This window comes from Streptosporangium sp. H16, from assembly GCF_051918855.1.
In the GTDB taxonomy this organism is placed as follows: domain Bacteria; phylum Actinomycetota; class Actinomycetes; order Streptosporangiales; family Streptosporangiaceae; genus Streptosporangium.
The window spans coordinates 93,119-110,609 of the sequence record NZ_JBPXMD010000027.1 but is presented as its reverse complement, the minus strand read 5'-3'; the positions used below and the strand labels follow the sequence as shown (position 1 = coordinate 110,609).

Sequence of the window (17,491 nt, the reverse complement as noted above, 5' to 3'; positions counted from 1 at the left end):
TCAAGTCCGGTTCGGCGGGAGGCCGAGCGGAAAAGGATCAGCCCCGGCTGACACCTCGTCGCTCGGCCGACCCATCCCATCGACCTGGCTCATGCAGCATCGCCGCCTGGCCCGTGACTACGAAACCCTGCCCGTCAGCTCCGAAGCCATGATCCACCTCGCCATGATCGACAACATGACCCGCCGCCTCACCGGCGAAAACACCCCAAACTGGCGCGGAACCTGAACACCTGAACCAGACAGAACTCACAGGATCAAACGCTCACTCAGTCATGCGTAAATTTTCCAGAATCCATCACTTGAAGTATCTGTCCGGATACTGAGAGTTGTTAGCGTGCCGAAGGTCGGAATAGGCGACATCGGGTCCGGGAGAACGACACGGCATGACGAGCACGTTGGGAAGCATCTTCGGTGCGCTGCAGGCTGTGATGCTGCGCAGCCGACGTTTCGTCGCGGTCCTGCTCGGGCTGACACTGGTGACACTGGCTCCGGCCGTGGTACGGGCCGTCGTCACGACGGTGTTCGACCAGCCCTTCCATAACAACACCGCGGACGGGGTCGGGGCCGTGTCGAAGCCGGCGCTGCCAGCGGGTGCGACAGGATCGAACATCGTATGCCTGACCGCGAGCGGCAACACCACCACCGGGGTCCTGCGCAGTTGCCCCACGTTCACGGACGCGCAGGGTTCGGGAAAACTGCGCTTGACGGACAACAGCACCACAAGGCTGGGCGGCTTCTTCGGTGCCACCGCCTTCTCCACCACGGCGGGCAAGGGCTTGGCGGTCACCTTCAACGCCTACCAGTACGGCGGGGGCGGAGCCGACGGGATGGCCTTCGCGTTTGCGGCCGCGGACCCGGTCACTCCAGTACCCCCAAGCTTCATCGGACAAGGGGGCGGCGCACTCGGCTATTCGGCGGTGCGCACCGGCAGCCTCGTCGGCCTCAACAACGCCTACCTCGGCGTCGGCCTCGATATCTATGGAGCGTTCAGCAGCAGGGACAAAGAAGGGACCAACTGCACCGACCCGGCCTACATCTCAGCGGCCGGCACCGTTCCAGGTCAGGTCCTCGTACGTGGCCCAGGGGCGGGCATCACCGGATACTGCGCCATCAACAGCACGGCGGCGAACACCTCGTCTCCACCTCTCGCGCTGCGAGCAGCCACGCGTGCGGCATCGACCGTGCCGGTCGAGGTGGTGATCAACCCGACCTCGGGGACGATCCTGACCCCCTCGGGTCTCTCGGTCGCAGCCGGGCAGTACAGAATAAAGGTCACCCAGGTGGGCGGTGTGGTCAGCACCCTGTCGGGCGCCCTGCCCACCGTCCCGGCCGGGCTGTACCCGTTGTCGACCTGGCTCACCGCCGCCGGGATCCCCAAGCAGCTCACCTTCGGATTGACGGCGACGGCCGGCGGCGTGACCGACTTCCATGAGGCCGACGAGGTCAAGGCCGTCACGCTGGACCCGGCCCCCGTGCTGTCCGTCGCCCAGACCAGCTACACCGGCTCCTCACCGCAGCCGGGCGACCCGGTGACCTACACGGTCACCGCCGGAGTCGCCGCTGGCACCAACGAGCCCGGCCCGGTCACGGTCGTCGAGACCGTCCCCACCGGAGTCAAACCGCTGGGCGCGTACGGGTCGGGATGGGTCTGCCAGACGCCCGTCGGCCAGACTGTCACCTGCACCAACAGCAACGGTCCGTTCGCCAGCGGAGCGACCCTCGCACCCATCACGGTCGTCGCCATCGTCACCGGTGGCAGCGTCACGCCCGCACTGATCCAGAGCGGTAGCACCGCCACGGCGTCCGCGACCGGCGCCGTCCAGGGTGTCTCGTCGTCGACGACGGCGGGCACCCTGCCAACGGCACCGGGCAGTCTCACGCTGAGCTCGGTGAGCGGCCCGGCCGCCGGTGGGACCGGCCTGTACCAGGCCGAAGGCGCCGCGCTCAGCGGCGGCGCACAAGTCAACAATGATCACACCGGATACACCGGCACCGGCTTCGTTGACAAGTATGACGTCGTAGGTGCCACGACGACATTCACCGTCAACGTCGGCTCGGCGGGTAGCCATCGGGCCGGCTTGCGGTATTCCAATGGGCCATACCCCTTTGCGGGTACCAAGACAGTGAGCCTCTATGTCAATGGCGTCAAACTGCGACAGATCAACATGCCCACCACGGGGGATTGGGAAACCTGGGCGGTCTCGACCGAGACCGTCACCCTCAACGCCGGCACCAACACCATCGCCTACAGCTACGACACCGGGGACACCGGTTTCATCAACCTCGACGCACTCACCATCGACGGCGTAACCGTCTCCGGGACGAACATCATCGGCGCGAACGCAGTCGAGATCGGCACCACCGCCCAGTTCCAGGCGGGCACCCCCACCACGCTCCTGCCCTGTCCAGCCGGAGCGGCGACAGGCTGTTTCACCGACAACGGCAACGGCACCCTCAGCATCTCCTCGATGCCCGCACACGCTTCCGGCGCCGTCCAGGTCAAGGTCGTCACCGACGGCGTGGCCGGGACCACCGCCTACACCTACGTCGATCCCCTGGCCCTGACGTTCTCCACGCCACCGGCAGGCACGGTCAGCCAGACCTACAGCGAAACGCTGACCGCCACGGGCGGTATGAGCCCGCTCACCTGGTCGGTGAGCGCCGGGAGCCTGCCGCCCGGCCTCACTCTTGGCGCCGCCACCGGCACCATCTCCGGGACGCCCACCACGGCGGGCACCTTCTCCTTCACCGTCAGGGTCGCCGACTCCGGAGACCAGACGGCCACCCAGCCGACGACGCTGACGGTCACCCCCGGCCCATTGTCGATCAACGCCCCAGTGTCGGCGGACCTCGGAGCGGTCGTTTCCGGCACCCTCACGCTGAGCGCTCATCTCGGCCCGGTAACCGTGACCGACAATCGCGGAGTCACACCCGCCTCCTGGGCCGTAACGGTCAGTTCGACCCCGTTCACAACGGGCACCGCGACGACCAATGAGACGGTCGCCGTCAACAAGATCGCCTACTCCTCCGGAGCCGGGAACAGCACCGGCACCGGCATCTTCGTCCCGGCAAACCTGGCCAACGGATCCCTGCCCGGCATCGGCGCGTCCTGGACCACCAGCACGGGCACCAACTCCGTGACCTGGGACCCCACGCTGACCTTCACATTCTCCCCATTCCAGATAGCGGGCCAATACACCGGCGTCATCACCCATTCCGTGGCCTGAACCTGCGGGGGTGGTCTACTGCGGGTCTGTCCGGTTAACGGCGTGCGCCGTGAGGCGCTGTGATTTGAGCGGAGGTGGGAGACCTTCGCCTTCGGCCTGTCGCAGCAGGTCGGTGGAGCTGAGGGCAGCCTGATCTGGGTGATGCCGGGGAGGGCGGGAGCAGCCCTGACAAAGCCGGGACGTGCCAGTACTGCCAGATGGTGCGGGTCCGGTGAGCGTGATGGAGAGGAGTACGAGAGGAACCGACGTCGTTAAGTCCCTCCACTGGACGCCTGCTCGAACCTGGTGGATGTGGGCAGGACGCGGTGCGCACCCGCTGGCCGAGGGCCGGCGGGGAACTCCTGGGCCGGCTTGCCGTTGTCGGCAAGGAGGCCATGAGGAAGGTCTGCGGCGTACTCATGGCGATGCCGCAGGGACAAAGTCGGGCTCCTACTTCGTCGAGCGAATCACGGTGAACACGGGAACCACTCGGTCGCAGCTCCAGGTCATGGGCATCCAGCCTGTCGGCCGGGATAGGCGCATCGACCGCTGAACGGGCCGGGTGGGGCGGAGCCGCCGTAGTAGTCCGAGGCCGGGAGAGCCGGTCACATGGCGAAGGGCGGCAGCGGATTCGAGAAGAGAGGAGGCTGCAATGCCGAAAGACGCGCTGCCGAATGGCGGCGCCAGCGTCCTGGCCCCGGTGGGGTCGTGGTCGCGGGTATCGGAGATGCAGGCCAAACTTCACCGTTGGGCGGCGGCTGATCCTGGCCGTCGGTTCGACGACCTGTTCAACTTCGTGCATGACCCGGTCACGCTGCTCGTGGCATTTGATCGGGTCGCGGACAACCGCGGGGCACGCACTCCCGGCGTGGACGGCCTAACGGTCACCGACGTCGAGGAGCGCATCGGTGTTCCGGGGTTCCTGGACGACCTGCGAACCTCTCTGAAGGATGGTTCGTTCCGGCCTCTGCCAGTGCGGGAACGTAAGATCCCCAAACCGGGTGGGTCAGGAAAGGTCCGTGCCCTCGGGATTCCGACGGTGAGCGACCGGGTCGTGCAGGCAGCGCTGAAACTCGTGCTGGAACCGATCTTCGAGGCTGACTTCGAGCCGGTCTCCTATGGGTTCCGGCCCAACCGGCGTGCTCAGGATGCGATCGCTGAGATCCTCCATTTCGGCACCCGAGGCTATCGGTGGGTGCTGGATGCGGACATCGAGGCGTGCTTCGACCGGATCGACCATGCGGCCCTGATGGATCGGGTGCGTTCCCGGGTGAAGGACAAACGCATTCTGGCGCTGGTCAAAGCGTTCTTGAAAGCCGGGATCTTGACCGAGCTCGGTGAGAACAAGAGCACCACGACCGGGACGCCGCAGGGCGGCATCCTGTCTCCGTTGCTGGCCAACATCGCCTTGTCGGTGCTCGATGAGTATCTGATGGAGCCGTGGAAGAGCAGCGGGTCGATGTCGAGCGAGGGCAAGCGCGGATACCGCCGCCGCAAGGGTTTGCCGACATGGCGGCTGGTCCGCTATGCCGACGACTTCGTCGTCTTGGTCCATGGGACCGAGCACGACACGCAGGTGGTGCGCGAGGACGTCGCGAAAGTGCTGAAACCGATCGGGCTGCGGCTGTCACCGGCCAAGACCCAGATCGCGCATCTGAGCGATGGGGTCGACTTTCTGGGGTTCCGCATCCAGTGGCGCCGCAAGAGGGGAACCGATAAATGGCACGTCTATACCTTCACCGCCGACCGGCCCATCCGGTCGTTGAAGGCCAAGATCCGTGCCCTGACCCACAGGAAGTCACAACAAGACCTGGGATCCGTGCTGATCAGGCTCAACCAGATCATGCGCGGCTGGGCCAACTACTTCAAGCACGCCGTGGCCAAGGACCGGTTCTCCGCACTTCACCAGTTCGTGTGGTGGAGGCTGATCCGGATGCTGCAGGTTCGGCACCGCTGGAGCTGGAAGGACGTTCGACGTCATTTCACCACCCCGACCGGGCGGTGGCTGCCCATCACGGCGACGGGCGGGACCGAGTTGTTCGACATCGCCAAGGTGGCGGTGACCCGCTACCGCTGGCGGAGCAACAACATCCCCAATCCCTGGAATTCACCCATATGACGGCAGAGACCGTGGAGAGCCCGTTGCGTTGAGAGGCGCACGGCGGGTTCGGCGAGCGGCTTGAGGAGACGGGTTCAGAGAAATCTGAGCACCGCGCCTCAAGCCGACTCGGCTCCAGCATGAATGGGCGGAGGGCTCGAACTCCTTGGCGGGCTCCTCCGGTGACCGTCCCGCGCGCACCGGTCCACCATCTGCCGGCGAGACTCCGGGGATAGGTGTTCGGCACAGCAGACTCCTTCTTCCGGGAACCGGGGTTTCCCAGAAATCAGGTGTCCACCAAACCGGGTTAACTCCACTGTAAAACCACAGGCTCGTGCCGGGCGGCGGGTGTTAGCCTGACCGCATGAACGCGTCCGCGCACCAGGTGACGATGCCCCGCTCACGGGGCCGCTGACGCTGCACGGACGATCGTTTCCGAGGCCCGCTCACGGGGCCTCGACGCGTTTCCCGCCGGTCGGAGCCCCCGTTCTCACGGAGGTTCCGATGACCACACCGCACATCTACGTCACCACCACCATCCCGTACGTCAACGCCCGTCCCCACCTGGGGTTCGCGCTTGAGCTCGTGCAGGCCGACGTACTCGTACGGTTCCGCCGGGCGCTGGGCGACCGGGTGCGGTTCCAGACCGGCACCGACGACAACTCGCTGAAGAACGTGCTGGCCGCCGAGGCCGCGGGTGTCGCCGTCCAGGAGTTCGTCGACCGCAACGCCGAGGCGTTCGTCGCGCTGCGCGAGCCGCTGGCGCTCGCGGTCGACGACGTCATCCGTACCAGCCGCGACCCCCGCCACCGGGTCGGGGTGGAGCGGCTCTGGCGGGCCTGCGCCGACGCCGGTGACCTCTACCGCAAGCACTACGAGGGCCTTTACTGCGTCGGCTGCGAGCAGTTCTACACCCCGGCCGAGCTCACCGGCGGACGTTGCCCGGAACACGGTGTCGAGCCCCAGCGGGTCGCCGAGGAGAACTGGTTCTTCCGTCTCTCCCGTTACGCGGACCGGCTCCACGACCTCGTCTCCAGCGGGCGCCTGCGGGTCGAGCCCGCCGAACGCCGCAACGAGGTCCTCGGCTTCATCGCCGGTGGTCTGGAAGACCTCTCGGTCTCCCGGTCGACCGCCCGCGCCCGCGGGTGGGGAATCCCCGTTCCCGGCGATCCCGGCCAGGTCGTCTACGTGTGGTGGGACGCGCTCGGCAACTACGTCACGGCCCTGGACTACGGCACCGGCGGGGAGAACTACCGGCGCTGGTGGACCGGCGCGGGCCGGCGCGTCCACCTGGTCGGCAAGGGGGTGTTGCGCTTCCACGCCGTCTACTGGCCGGCGCTGCTGCTGTCGGCCGGGCAGCCGCCGCCCACGGACGTGGTGGTGCACGACTACCTCACCGCCGGAGGCCGCAAGATCAGCAAATCCGGCGGGGGCGCGGCCGACCCGGCCGCCCTGGCCGGGGAGTACGGCACCGACGCCGTCCGCTGGTGGCTGCTGCGGGAGGTCCCCCGCGTCGGGGACGCCGACTTCACGGTCGACCGGCTCGTCGCCCGCGCCGACGACGAGCTCGCCAACGGGCTGGGCAACCTCGTCAACCGGGTCGTCACCATGGTCCACCGTTACCGCGACGGGCGTGTTCCCCGGACGGGGCCCGGAGCCGGCGCGCCGGGAGGGGAAGGTCTTGAGGCGGCCTGCCGCCGGGCGCCGGATCTCGTCCGCGCGGCCCTGGACGACTTCGAGTTCCGCCGGGCCACCGCGCCGGTCTGGGCCATCGTGGACGAGGCCAACCGCTACGTCGACCACAGTCGGCCCTGGGTACTGGCCCGGGCCGAACGCGACGGCGACCCCGGCGCCACGGCCCGGCTCGACGCCGTCCTCGCCGCCCTCGTCCGGGCGTGCGAGACGCTGGGCGATCAGCTGGCGCCCTTCCTGCCGGGTACGGCGGCCCGGATCGCCGCGCAGTGCACGGCCCGGGACGGCAGGCTTCCCGAACCGTGCCCGGTCTTCCGGAGGATCACCGTCCCGGAGCCGGGAGCCGTGCCCTGACCGTCACCGCGTACGGCTGCCGGGACCTGTGCCCTGACCGTCACCGCGTAAGACTGCCGGGAGCCGTGTCCTGACGGCCCTCACCGTGACGCGACGGCGACGGGCGGCGTGGGCGCGTCGTGGCGGCCGCGGATCACGGGTGGGCCAGGACGAGGACGAAGTCGCCGGTCGGGTCGGTGTACTGGCGGATCATCCCGAAACCGGCCGTGAGGAGTTCCCGCCGCAGTCCTTCCGGGCGGAACTTGGCGCTGATCTCGGTCCGCATCTCCTCCCCTGTCGCGAAGGAGACCCGCAGGCCGAGGTCGCCGATCCGCACGCGCATGGCGCGGCTCGCGCGCAGCCGCATCTCGATCCACTCGTTCCGCGCGTCGTACAGCGCGACGTGCTCGAAGGCGTCCGGTTCGAAGTCGGCGTCCAGCTCCCTGTTGATCACGTGCAGGACGTTCCGGTTGAAGGCGGCCGTCACCCCGCTCACGTCGTCGTACGCGGCGATCAGCCGGTCGGTGTCCTTGACCAGGTCCGCGCCGAGCAGGAAGGTGTCGCCGGGGCGGAGGGTGGCGCGCAGCTCCTTGAGGAACACCTCGCGTGCCGCCGGGGCCAGGTTGCCGACGGTCCCGCCGAGGAAGGCCACCATCCGCCGTCCCGTACGGGGCAGCAGGGCAAGGTGCACCTCGAAGTCGGCGCAGATCGCGCGCACGGTCAGGCCCCGGTAGCGGGAGGCGAGCCGGTGCGCGGCCTCGCCCAGGGTGACCGCGTCGACGTCCACCGGTGTGTAGACGCGCAGCATCCCCGTGGCGGAGAGGGCGTCCAGCAGCAGGACGGTCTTCTCGCTGGTCCCGGAGCCGAGCTCGACCAGGGTGTCCGCACCGCCGCGCACGGCGATGTCGAGGGCTTCCCTGCGCAGGATGGCGAGCTCGCGGCGGGTGGGGTAGTACTCGGGCAGCCGGGTGATGCGGGAGAACAGCTCGCTGCCCGCCTCGTCGTAGAACCACTTGGGCGGTAGCCACTTCGGCGTCGACGTCAGCCCGGCGCGGACGTCGTGTTCGAGTGCCTGGCGAAGATGGTCGCGGCCGAGATGGTTGACCAGGCTGATGGCTGACTGGCTGACGGACACGGGGCCTCCTGGGTGTGTGGGCCACGGTCCCGCTCGCCGGTCCGTGGCCGGGTTGTGCTTTCCTGTGGTCTCGCTCCGCCCGGTCACAGGGGCTGGACGCGCACCCCGTCGGGTGAGGCGAGGACCAGGCTGTGGTCCGGTACGGCCTGCCAGCCGGGCCGGTCGTCCAGCGGCTCGCTCGTCACGAGCACGCCGTCGTGCGGGGGGCCGTCGAGGCGGAGGAAGAGCGTGTCGCCCCAGGCGGTCGCGGCGATCGACGTACCGTCGCAGGCGAGGAGGTTCAGGCGGGCGCGGGGATCCTTCAGCCCGGCGCGGGTGACGACCTCCGCGAGGGCCTCGCCGAGCGGATCGCCCGCCCGGCGCCGGAGGAACACCGCGGCGGCGAGCCACGCGGAGTCGCACGTGCTCTCCGCGTCGTCGGCGAGCTCCCTGGCCACCTCCCGCGCGACACGGCCGTTGTGGCTGAGCAGCCACGGCCCGTCGGTGAAGGGCGCCGTCGCGGTCTCCTCGACCGGCATCCCGGCGCTGGCCGACCGTACGGCGGCCAGCAGGCAGCCGGAGCGGGCCGTCCGCGCGAGACCCGCCAGGTTGGCGTCCGTCCAGGCGGGGATCGTCCGGCGGTAGCGGACCGGTTCCGCGCGGGCGGCGTCGTACCAGCCCATGCCGAAGCCGTCGGCGTTGACCGTGCCGTGGCGCTGCAGGCGCGGGGCGTAGGACTGCCGGAGCAGGCCGTGGACCGGCTCGTGGATCAGCGAGGCGAGGGTGCGGGGAGCGCCCAGCCAGGACGCGTGGCGGCACATCTACCGGCGCTCCGCCGAGCGTCCCGGGGAGCGTGTCGTGGAGTCCGGAGAGTGTCCGGAGGAGTGCTCGGGGGAGGCCGAGCGGGCGCACCGGAAGCCGGAGAAGATCTGCCTGCGGGCCGGGCGGTCCCAGTTCCTGAACGTGGTGCGGACCACGGCCGGGTCGGAGGCCCAGGATCCGCCGCGCAGCACCCGGTATCGGGAGCCGAAGAACACCTCGCTGTACTCGCGGTAGGGGAAGCTGCGGAAGCCGGGATGGGGCAGGAACCACGAACCGGTCCACTCCCACACGTCCCCGATCATCTGCTCGGCGCCGCAGGGGCTCGCTCCGGCGGGGAAGGCGCCGAGCGGCGCGGGCCGTGCCGCCCGGTGCCCGAGGTTCGCCATGCCGGGCCCGGGGGGATCGTCGCCCCACGGGTACGTCCGCGACCGCCCGGCCTCGGCGTCCCAGCCGCAGGCCTTCTCCCACTCGGCCTCGGTGGGCAGCCGCCGCCCCGCCCACCGGGCGTAGGCGTCGGCCTCGTACCAGCACACGTGCTGTACGGGCTCGTCCATGGGGACGGGCTCGGTCCTGCCGAAACGGGTACGCCACCAGGTGTCGCCCTCCCTGGTCCAGAACAGCGGGGCGAAGGCGCGGGTCCGCCGCAGCCAGCGCAGGCCGTCCGGGGCCCACCAGCGGGGGTCGTCGTAGCCGCCGTCCTCGATGAAGTCCGCGTAGGCGCGGTTGCCGACGGGCAGCCTGTCGATCCAGTAGCCGGGCAGGTCGAGCCGGTGGGCGGGGCGCTCGTTGTCGTAGGCCCACGGCTGGGTGTCGGTGCCCATCATGAAGGGGCCCGCGGGGACGAACACCTCGTCGGCGCCCTGCGCCCGCCAGGACCGGCCGGGCGGCAGGTCGCCGTCGCGGACCAGTCCCGGCCGCCCCGACAGCTGCAGGGTGGCGAGCATCGTCTCGTCGTGCTGGTGCTCGTGCTGGATCACCAGGCCGAAGACGAAGCCGTACCGCCGCAGCGGGTCGGGGTCGTGCAGGTCGACCGTGTCCAGGACGTCCAGCACCCGGCCGCGCACGCCCTCGATGTAGTGGCGCGCCTCCACCGGTCCGAGGATGGGCAGGGACGGGCGATCCGCGCGCGGGTGCCTGAACGCGTCGTACAGGTCGTCGATCTCCGGGCGGAGCGGGGTGATCCCGCCGACCTGCCGCAGCACCCACAGCTCCTCGTAGTTGCCCACGTGGGCGAGATCCCACACCAGCGGTGACATCAGCGGTGAGTGCTGGGTGACCAGCAGGTCGTCCTCGGCGTCGGTGTAGGCCGTGGAGCGGTTGCGCGCGGCGGTCAGCTCGGCGGCGATCCGTTCCTTGAAGTCGCTCATCAAATACCTCCAGCGTGGAGACCCCGGGCTCTTCCGGCCCGGGCTCCCGGTCGGGTCCGCGCCGGTCCGGCCCGGAACCGATTCGGTCCCGGCCCGGAACCGATTCGGTCCCGGTCCGGTCCCGGGCCGCTTCCGCTCCGGTCCCGGGCCGCTTCCGCTCCGGTCCCGGGCCGCTTCCGCTCCGGTCCCGGTCCGGTTCCGGGCCGGTTCCGGGGAGAGCTCAGATCCGTCCTTCCTCGGCCAGCCAGTCCGGCAGGCGCCCTCCCGGTCCTCTCGCCAGATCCAGCAGGTCCGCGGCGGGGGCACGGCCGGGTGTCACGTGGCGGTCGGCGAACGCGGCCACCTCGCAGACCAGAGCCGGGCCCGCCCCCAGCCGGGGCAGCGCCGAGAGCGCGGCGCGGAAGCAGGCTCCGGCGGCTCTGCGCAGCCGGGGCTCCGACAGGCCGTGGCGCGCCGCCGCCGACCACATCCCCGCGCACGGTCCGGCCTCGGCCAGCGCCGCGTCGGCCGCGCGGTCGTCCATCACCAGGGCGTGGGTCACCGCCGCGCACACCGGCCAGCTCGCCGGGTGCTGGGCGTCGAGGTAGCGGATCTCCAGCCAGCCGCGCGGTCGTACGGGCGGGAAGAGCGTCGTGGCGTGGTAGGTCAGGTCCGCCAGGGTCGGCGGGTGTCCGGACGAGGCCAGCCGGTCGCGGAAGGTCGAGCCGTCGAGGACCGGGCGGTACGGCTCCGCGCCGTTCCCGTCCCCGTTCCCGGTGCTCTCGCGCACGGCCATAAGACGTGCGTCGAGCAGGTACTCGGCCCACGCGGCGCCGGGGTCGCCGCTCGCCGGGACGGCGGCCGTCCGGGTGCGGTCGAGTCGCTCCCACACCGCCTGGCGCCCCGACATCCACCCGCACGGCCGGCCCTCGCTGAGCGGCGAGTTCGCGAAGGCCGCCACGAGGACGGGCCCCAGCAGGTGGGCGCGCTCCCATCGCGCCGCGGGCCTGTCGCCCAGGTCCAGGTTGACTTGGATCGACGCCGTCGAGCACATCATCAGCGACCCGTACGGCGTGCCGAGGAACCGCGCCATCACCTCGTACCTGGGCAGGCGCAGCTGCCGCCTGGCCGGGCGCAGCGGGTCGAGACCCACCCCGCCCAGCGCCAGGCCGGCGTCCCGCAGCGCCCGGCGCGCGGCGTTCACGTCGGCGGCGAGGAGGGCGATCGCGCCCGGCAGCGAGCCGGGTGGCCCGGAGAGCTCCAGCTGGCCCCCCGGCTCGAAGGTCACCAGGCTCCCGCCGGGCAGCGGGGGCAGGGCGCCGGCGATCCTGGCCATCGGGACCTGCCGGGCGGGGGCCGTACGGTCGAAGACCAGGAACTCCAGCTCGATCCCCACCTGGTCACCGGGGGAGCCGAGGAAGCATCGTCGCGCGAAGGTCTCCACATCCGAGGCGTTCCGGATCAGTGTGTCCTCGGTCGCCAGACCGGTCATCCCCATCCCCTTTCGCCTGATATATGCAGATGTGTACGGATTTATAGAGCCGCGAGGCGCTCAGGCGTTACAGAGGGGCGAGGGCGGGGCGGGCCCTCGCGGTGGCAGGGCGGTGAAGCGACGAGGTGTGGCCGGGGCCGAGGGGGGCCGGTACGGCGTCGCGGGAGGAGGGGTCTCCACCGGCTCAGGTGGGCCGCCTGGCGCGGAAGGCGGCCCGCAGCCGGTCGCGCGTCTCCTTCGGCAGACCTTCCGGCCGCGACGGGCCGGGAGCGTCGGCGGTGTCGGCGGTGTCGGTATCGCCGGTGCCGCCGGCGTCACCGGCGTTGTCGTGGTGCGGGCCGTCGGCCTCGATGTCGTCGCCGGCGCTGTGGCACCGATCGGGGGCGTCGGTGGTGTCGTCGGCGGTGTGGAGCCGGTCGGGGGCCTCGGCGGTCCGGAGGCGGCCGAGGGCCTCGACGGTGACGCGGAACTGGTCGAGATAGCGCTCGCAGCCCTCACAGCCGCCCAGGTGCTCCTCGAACCGGTCCCGGGTGGGCTCGTCGAGTTCACCCTCCAGGAAGGCGGTGACGAGTTCCACCGCCTCCTCGCAGCTGAACCGCTTCACAACCGTGACCACCTCACCGTCCCGATGACCGGACCTGTAATCGACCCCTTGACCTGACCTGACCTGACCTGCCGCGCCGCCCGGCGCTACGCCGGCCGTCTCGCCGTCTCGAAGTAGTCCTCCAGCCGCCCGCGTACCGCCGTGCGGGCGCGGTGCAGCAGGACGCGCTGGTTGGCGGCGGAGATCTCCAGGATCTCGCAGACCTCCTCGGAGGTGCATCCCTCGACGTCGCGGAGCGTGATCACGGTGCGCTGCCTGATCGGCAGCTCGGCCAGGGCGGCGGCGATCCGGCCGCGCACCTCGGCGGCGAGCACCTCGCTCTCCGGGGTCGGCCAGGCGGCGGGAAAATCCTTCCAATGCCCAGGGTGGGGGTCGTCCACCCCCTGGAAGCACGAGCGGTCGACGGTCTGCCTCTCCTGCTCGAAGGCACTGCTCCAGGGCACCGTGCGGTTCTCGCGCACGCCTCGCTTCCTGGCCGTGTTGACCAGGATCCGGTAGACCCAGGTCTTGACCGACGAGCGGCCCTCGAAGCCCTCGATGCCCCGGATCACCGCCAGCCAGGTGTCCTGCACGACCTCCTCCGCCGAGTCGTTGGTGGACACGTGCGCGCGGGCCAGCCACAGCATCCCCCGCGACCAGGTGTCCAGCAGCGCCGTGAACATCGCCTCATCCCCGGCGCGCAGGGCCGCGACGACGACATCGTCCGAGGGCAACGCGCCGTCTGTGAAGGACTTCACGGTCGCCTCCTCCCGGGTGGGGCATCTGGAAGATCCATGGCCGTGACGCGCGCGGCCGGCGCGCGGCGCTCGCGGGTCGTCGTGACGACGCGGCGCTCCGTTCGGCGTCCCGGCCGTCGTGGCACCCTCCCGGTCGAGAGCGCAGCCGGGAGAAAAGGTAGGTCTGGGAGGAAAATTCCCATTCTGACCTGCTTCGACACCTTTTCGTCCTCGGCCTGCGCCCGTACGGCCGCGATCCCCGGTCGTGCCGGGGGTCGCGCGCCGTCGGACCCCGTTCGAACCTGTTTTCCGGAACCGATCGGCCCGCCGGCCGGTCAGCCGGTCCCGAAGGGGTGGCCGCCGGGGAGGAGCGCCAGGACGCCTTCCAGGCCGGGCGGTTCCGGCCAGTCCGCGGGCTCCTCGGCGCCGGAGAGGCCGAGGACCGCGCAGGCCAGCCAGTGCTCGCCCGGCTCGTGCTCGCCGCGCAGCGTGGGGATGACCGTACGCGGGACGACGACGTTCGTCCCCGGCAGGGGACGGACGAGTTCCCCGGCCCTTCCCGCTCCGGGCGTCCCGCCGAGGTCCTCGATCACGCACAGCCCGGCGGGGGAGTCGAGGCGGGCGTGGCCGGGCCCCTCGGCGACGCGACGCGCGACGGGGTCGCGATCGACCGCGAACGCCCCCTCGGCCGACAGCAGCCCCCGCCCCGACCGTACGCGGTGCACCCGCACGTGCCACGGGGAGCGGGCGAGCAGCCAGGTGTCGACCTCCACGTCCGGCCACGGCGCCCACCGGGCGTGCAGCACCCCGTCACGCGCGGAGAAGTCCCCGGGCGCCTCGCAGGGCCGCCAGTGCGTCCCGTCGTCGCTCAGGGCCAGGGTGCTGTCGAAGGCGCCCTGCTCCAGCCCCCACGAGCCGGCGGGCACGCTGAACCCGAAGGACGTCGAGTAGGCGAACTTGGCGTACTTCGCCGCGCCGTGCCGCACCCACGTGTTGTGCTGCCCCGCGCTCAGCATGACGACCTGCCGGCCCTCCTCGCACCGCATCAGCGCGACACCGGCCTGCGGCTGGACGCCGATCTCGGGAAGCTCCCGCGCGGGCTCCTCGCCCGACGCCCAGAAGGGGTGGCCGTCGGCGAGCGCCAGCGGCAGGAACGCCTTCATCGCCCAGTACGGGGAACCGGGGGCGTTGTACTGCTCGGCGAGGGCGGGCTGGGCGTAGCCGTACCCCAGGGTCAGCAGGCCCGAGGAGTCGCGGAGCGGCCGCCGCAGCCACCAGCGCAGGTGCCGCATGAGGTGGCCGCGCACCTCCCCCCAGGGCAGGGCCTCGACCCCGGCGAAGCCCAGGGCGCCCCAGAAGGCCCCCTGGGCGAAGCGGTAGGTCAGGCTCCGGCCGAAGGGCACGGCGGCCCCGTCCGAGGTGAACCAGTGCTGGAAGTCGAGCGCGAACGCCGACGCCCGCTCGCGCAGGCGCTCCGCCCGGCCGGGGTCGCGGTCGCCGGCCAGGGCGGCGTAGACCAGGCCGTAGAAGTGCATCGCGAAGGGGACGTAGTAGTCGCGCTGCGCGGTGGGGCCGTCGCCGTACCAGCCGCCGCCCAGGGCGAAGGACTCCAGGCGCTCCAGCCGGGCGAGGTTGGGCCCGGGGTCGAAGGGCACCCCGACCCGGTTCAGCCCGAGCCCCACCAGCACGGGGAAGAACCGCCAGTTGTTGTCGGCGGTCTCGCGGGTCATCGCGTGGAGCAGCCAGGCGGCGAGGTTGTCCCGCTCCGCGCCGCTCAGCGGGTCCCACACGGCCTCGGGGGCGAGGGCGAGCGCCAGGCCGATCGCGGCGGTCTCCACCAGCCGCTGGTCGACGTCGGTCGCCGCCCCCCAGAACTCCCCGTGCTTGGGGTCGGTCCCGGCGGCGAGCCCCCGCCGCCACAGCTCCCAGTGTCCGAAGGGCCCCCCTCCGGCCGCCAGCGGTGCCAGCCCCCACAGCGGGCGGGCGAACGCCTCCAGCTCGGCGGCCTCGTCGCCGTAGTGGGCCGCGTTCGCCCCGAGCCGCAGGCGCGCCCGCCCGGAGCTGAAGCGGGGGAGCAGCGGCTCGGCCAGCTCGGTCACGAGCCGGCGCATGTCCTCGCGGCCGCGCATCGCCTCACTCGCGGCCGGCGGATCGTGGCGGTCGCGCATCGCCTCGCTCGCGGTCGGCGGATCGTGGCGGTCGCGTGGCGCCCCGCCCGCGGCCGGGGGAGCCGGGGGAGGGGTCAACTCTTGAGCCCGGTGAATGCGATTCCCTGCATGATGCGGCGCTGGAAGATCAGCAGCACCACGATGACTGGGATGACCGCCAGGGCCGCGCCCGCCATGATGTAGTACGCCCGCCCGGACTCACTGCTGGCCAGCTGCTGCAGCGCCAGCGGCAGCGTGTAGAGCTCGGGGTCGTTGAGCACCACCAGCGGCCAGACGAGGTCGTTCCAGTGGAAGATGAAGCTGGTGATCGTCACGACCGCCAGCACCGGCTTCGACAACGGGATGATGATGCGCCAGAAGATCTGCATCCGCCCCGCGCCGTCGATGCGTGCCGCCTCCTCCAGCTCGGTGGGCAGCGACATGAAGAACTGGCGCAGCAGGAAGATGTCCAGCACCGAGGCGATGTTGGGCAGGATCAGGCCCCACCCGGAGTCGAACATGCCGAGCGCCTGGGTGACGTGGATGCGCGGCACCAGCAGCGTGATCGTGGGGACCATCATGCCCGCGAGCAGGACGACGAACAGCTTGTCCCGGCCGGGGAAGGGGATCCTGGCGAAGGCGTAGGCGGCCAGCGCGTCCACGAGGAGCTTGGCGGGCACCAGGATCAGGCAGACCCAGACGCTGTTGACGAACGCCTGGCCCAGCCCGCTGACCTGCAGGACGTGCTCGTAGTTCTCCAGGGTGGGGGAGAACTCTCCGGTCTTGCGGTCGAGCGGCAGCAGGCTGGGCACCTTGGTGTAGACGTCCGAGCCGTGCTTGAACGAGGTCGCCAGCATCCACAGGAACGGGACGACCGACACCAGGGCCAGCAGCACCAGCGCGATGTAGATGGGCGCGAGCCGTACGTTCCTCGCGGCCTTCACGACGCCTCCTGCTTGACGAACTTGAACTGCAGCGCAGTAATGATCATGATGAAGACGAACAGGATGAACGACATCGCGCAGGCCGCGCCCATCGCGTCGTAGCGGAACGCGAACAGGTACAGGTGCAGGACGTAGGTCAGGCCCGACTGCTCGGGGCCGCCGGTGACACTCCTGCCGCCGCCGCCCGAGAAGATCACGTACACCAGGCCGAAGACCTGGAGCGCCGCGATCACGCCGGTGACCAGCAGGTAGAAGGTGGTGGGCCGCAGCATCGGCACGACGATCTTCCAGAACCGCTGGACGGGTCCCGCGCCGTCGATGATCGCCGCCTCGCGGATCGAGTCGGGGATGCCCTTCAGCCCGGCGAGATAGATGATCATCGAGATGCCGCACTGCCAGGCGGCGATGAACGACAGCGCCGGGATGACCAGGTCCGGGGTGTTGAGCCAGTTCTGCGGCGGGATGCCGACCAGTCCGAGCATGGTGTTGACCAGGCCGTACTGCGGGTCGTAGAGCCAGCGCCAGATGGCGCCCACGGCCGCCTCGGCGGTCACGACCGGCAGGAACAGCAGCAGCCGGAACATGTTGGAACCCCGGCGGATCGCGTTGATCAGCAGCGCCTGGACGAGCGCGGTGCCCAGCGTCAGCGGTACGGCGATCAGCGTGTACTGCAGGGTGACCTGGACCGACTTCCAGAAGTGCGGATACTTCACGTCGTCGAACAGCAGGTCGGTGTAGTTGGCCAGGCCCACCCAGTTCGGCGCCGTCCGCAGATTCCAGTCGGTGAAGCTGTAGTAGAGGGCGGCCAGGGCGGGGTAGAGCAGGAAGATGACGAAATAGATCACCGCGGGGGCGATCAGCAGCCACCCGATGACGTGGTCGCGTCGCCCGAAACCCGGGCGACGGCCGCGCCGCCCGGGAGGAGGCGTCACGGCGGGCTTGTCAGCCAGCACCGGAGATGCCACGTTTGCCTCGCT

12 protein-coding genes and 1 pseudogene are annotated in these 17,491 nt (G+C 70.6%); 4 read left to right on the top strand and 9 right to left on the bottom strand.

What is annotated here, in order from left to right; genetic code table 11:
* The 4 genes and pseudogenes from ACTOQ2_RS33610 to ACTOQ2_RS33595 all read left to right on the top strand — a co-directional run.
* Positions 1-226: pseudogene (locus tag ACTOQ2_RS33610) on the top strand (hypothetical protein); the annotation flags it as partial.
* Positions 227-395: 169 nt separating this feature from the next.
* Positions 396-3,227 (top strand): putative Ig domain-containing protein, encoded by a 2,832-nt coding sequence (locus ACTOQ2_RS33605; protein WP_440104838.1) that lies wholly within the window; start codon positions 396-398, stop codon positions 3,225-3,227.
* A gap of 631 nt (positions 3,228-3,858) precedes the next feature.
* Entirely contained in the window at positions 3,859-5,325 is a 1,467-nt protein-coding gene (ltrA, locus tag ACTOQ2_RS33600; RefSeq protein WP_440104837.1) for a group II intron reverse transcriptase/maturase, read from the top strand.
* A gap of 483 nt (positions 5,326-5,808) precedes the next feature.
* Positions 5,809-7,350 (top strand): methionine--tRNA ligase, encoded by a 1,542-nt coding sequence (locus tag ACTOQ2_RS33595; protein ID WP_440104836.1) that lies wholly within the window; start codon positions 5,809-5,811, stop codon positions 7,348-7,350.
* 133 nt (positions 7,351-7,483) lie between these two features.
* Here ACTOQ2_RS33595 and egtD read toward each other — a convergent pair whose 3' ends face one another.
* The 9 genes from egtD to ACTOQ2_RS33550 all read right to left on the bottom strand — a co-directional run bounded on the left by egtD (position 7,484) and on the right by ACTOQ2_RS33550 (position 17,479).
* Positions 7,484-8,464: an L-histidine N(alpha)-methyltransferase gene (egtD, locus tag ACTOQ2_RS33590; RefSeq protein WP_440104835.1), complete on the bottom strand. Its 981-nt coding sequence runs from the start codon at positions 8,462-8,464 to the stop codon at positions 7,484-7,486.
* Between the two features lie 83 nt (positions 8,465-8,547).
* Positions 8,548-9,264, bottom strand: a complete 717-nt coding sequence (gene egtC, locus ACTOQ2_RS33585) for an ergothioneine biosynthesis protein EgtC (RefSeq protein ID WP_440104834.1) — start codon at positions 9,262-9,264, stop codon at positions 8,548-8,550.
* Positions 9,265-10,632: an ergothioneine biosynthesis protein EgtB gene (egtB, locus tag ACTOQ2_RS33580; RefSeq protein ID WP_440104833.1), complete on the bottom strand. Its 1,368-nt coding sequence runs from the start codon at positions 10,630-10,632 to the stop codon at positions 9,265-9,267. It abuts the gene before it with no gap.
* A gap of 220 nt (positions 10,633-10,852) precedes the next feature.
* Positions 10,853-12,103: a glutamate-cysteine ligase family protein gene (locus ACTOQ2_RS33575; RefSeq protein ID WP_440104832.1), complete on the bottom strand. Its 1,251-nt coding sequence runs from the start codon at positions 12,101-12,103 to the stop codon at positions 10,853-10,855.
* A gap of 184 nt (positions 12,104-12,287) precedes the next feature.
* Entirely contained in the window at positions 12,288-12,707 is a 420-nt protein-coding gene (locus ACTOQ2_RS33570; protein ID WP_440104831.1) for an anti-sigma factor family protein, read from the bottom strand.
* A gap of 86 nt (positions 12,708-12,793) precedes the next feature.
* The gene (locus tag ACTOQ2_RS33565) at positions 12,794-13,444 is read right to left on the bottom strand and encodes an RNA polymerase sigma factor (RefSeq protein ID WP_440071620.1); all 651 of its coding nucleotides are present in this window, start codon (positions 13,442-13,444) and stop codon (positions 12,794-12,796) included.
* Between the two features lie 314 nt (positions 13,445-13,758).
* The gene (locus ACTOQ2_RS33560; RefSeq protein ID WP_440104830.1) at positions 13,759-15,669 is read right to left on the bottom strand and encodes a DUF2264 domain-containing protein; all 1,911 of its coding nucleotides are present in this window, start codon (positions 15,667-15,669) and stop codon (positions 13,759-13,761) included.
* Positions 15,666-16,514: a carbohydrate ABC transporter permease gene (locus ACTOQ2_RS33555; protein ID WP_440071618.1), complete on the bottom strand. Its 849-nt coding sequence runs from the start codon at positions 16,512-16,514 to the stop codon at positions 15,666-15,668. The genes ACTOQ2_RS33560 and ACTOQ2_RS33555 overlap by 4 nt, the downstream gene beginning before the upstream one ends.
* A complete protein-coding gene (locus ACTOQ2_RS33550; RefSeq protein WP_440071617.1) occupies positions 16,511-17,479 on the bottom strand; it encodes a carbohydrate ABC transporter permease in 969 nt (322 codons plus the stop codon). The genes ACTOQ2_RS33555 and ACTOQ2_RS33550 overlap by 4 nt, the downstream gene beginning before the upstream one ends.
* Positions 17,480-17,491: the final 12 nt, after the last annotated feature.

Excerpts from the sequence above, each read along its gene's own strand:
- ltrA (WP_440104837.1), top strand. The coding sequence starts at position 3,859 with ATGCCGAAAGACGCGCTGCCGAATGGCGGCGCCAGCGTCCTGGCCCCG.
- ACTOQ2_RS33595 (WP_440104836.1), top strand. The coding sequence starts at position 5,809 with ATGACCACACCGCACATCTACGTCACCACCACCATCCCGTACGTCAAC.
- egtC (WP_440104834.1), bottom strand. The coding sequence starts at position 9,264 with ATGTGCCGCCACGCGTCCTGGCTGGGCGCTCCCCGCACCCTCGCCTCG.
- egtB (WP_440104833.1), bottom strand. The coding sequence starts at position 10,632 with ATGAGCGACTTCAAGGAACGGATCGCCGCCGAGCTGACCGCCGCGCGC.
- ACTOQ2_RS33575 (WP_440104832.1), bottom strand. The coding sequence starts at position 12,103 with ATGACCGGTCTGGCGACCGAGGACACACTGATCCGGAACGCCTCGGAT.